The sequence below is a fragment of the Actinacidiphila sp. bgisy160 genome, assembly GCF_057707815.1.
In genome coordinates this window covers 1-696 of record NZ_JBYIQW010000146.1, presented here as the reverse complement: position 1 = coordinate 696, position 696 = coordinate 1, and the positions used below count along the sequence as shown (strand labels likewise).

1 protein-coding gene is annotated in these 696 nt (G+C 66.1%); it reads left to right on the top strand.

What is annotated here, in order from left to right; translation table 11 throughout:
* Positions 1 to 696, top strand: a 696-nt coding sequence (locus AC3EUJ_RS37220; protein ID WP_431969435.1) for an IS3 family transposase, incomplete at both ends; no start/stop codon positions are given.

The following is a 696-nucleotide window of genomic DNA, read 5'->3' as shown; positions in this document are numbered from 1 at the left end:
TACCGAGCACGACTGCAAGATCGCCCCCTCCACCTACTACGCCCACCACAAACGCCGGACCATGCCGTCCGCCAGGACCGTGCGGGACGCCGAACTGAAAGAGCAGATCAGTGAGGTCTTCGAGGCCAACTACCGTGTCTACGGGGCGAGGAAAATTTGGCGCGAGCTGAACCGGCAGGGCAGCGACGTGGCCCGCTGCACCGTTGAACGCCTGATGCGCGAGCTCGGCATCGCCGGAGCGGTCCGCGGCAAACGCGTGATCACCACACTGCCCGGCGGGCAGGTCCAGCGGGCCCCGGACCTGGTGGATCGCGACTTCGTCGCCGGCGCCCCGAACCGCTGCTGGGTCGCGGACTTCACCCACGTGAAGACCTGGGCCGGTGTCGTCTACGTCGCCTTCGTCGTGGACACCTTCTCCCGCCGGATCGTCGGCTGGTCGGCGGCCACCGTGAAGGAGACGGTGTTCGTGCTGGACGCCCTGGAAATGGCGATCTGGCAACGCGACCGCGAGCAAAACCCCATCCAACCAGGTGAGTTGATTCACCACTCGGACGCCGGGTCGCAGTACACGAGTTTCCGGCTCGCCGAGCACCTGGACGCCGCCGGTATCGCCGCCTCGATCGGATCGGTCGGCGACGCCTACGACAACGCCCTGATGGAGAGCACGATCGGCCTGTTCAAGACAGAGCTCATCAA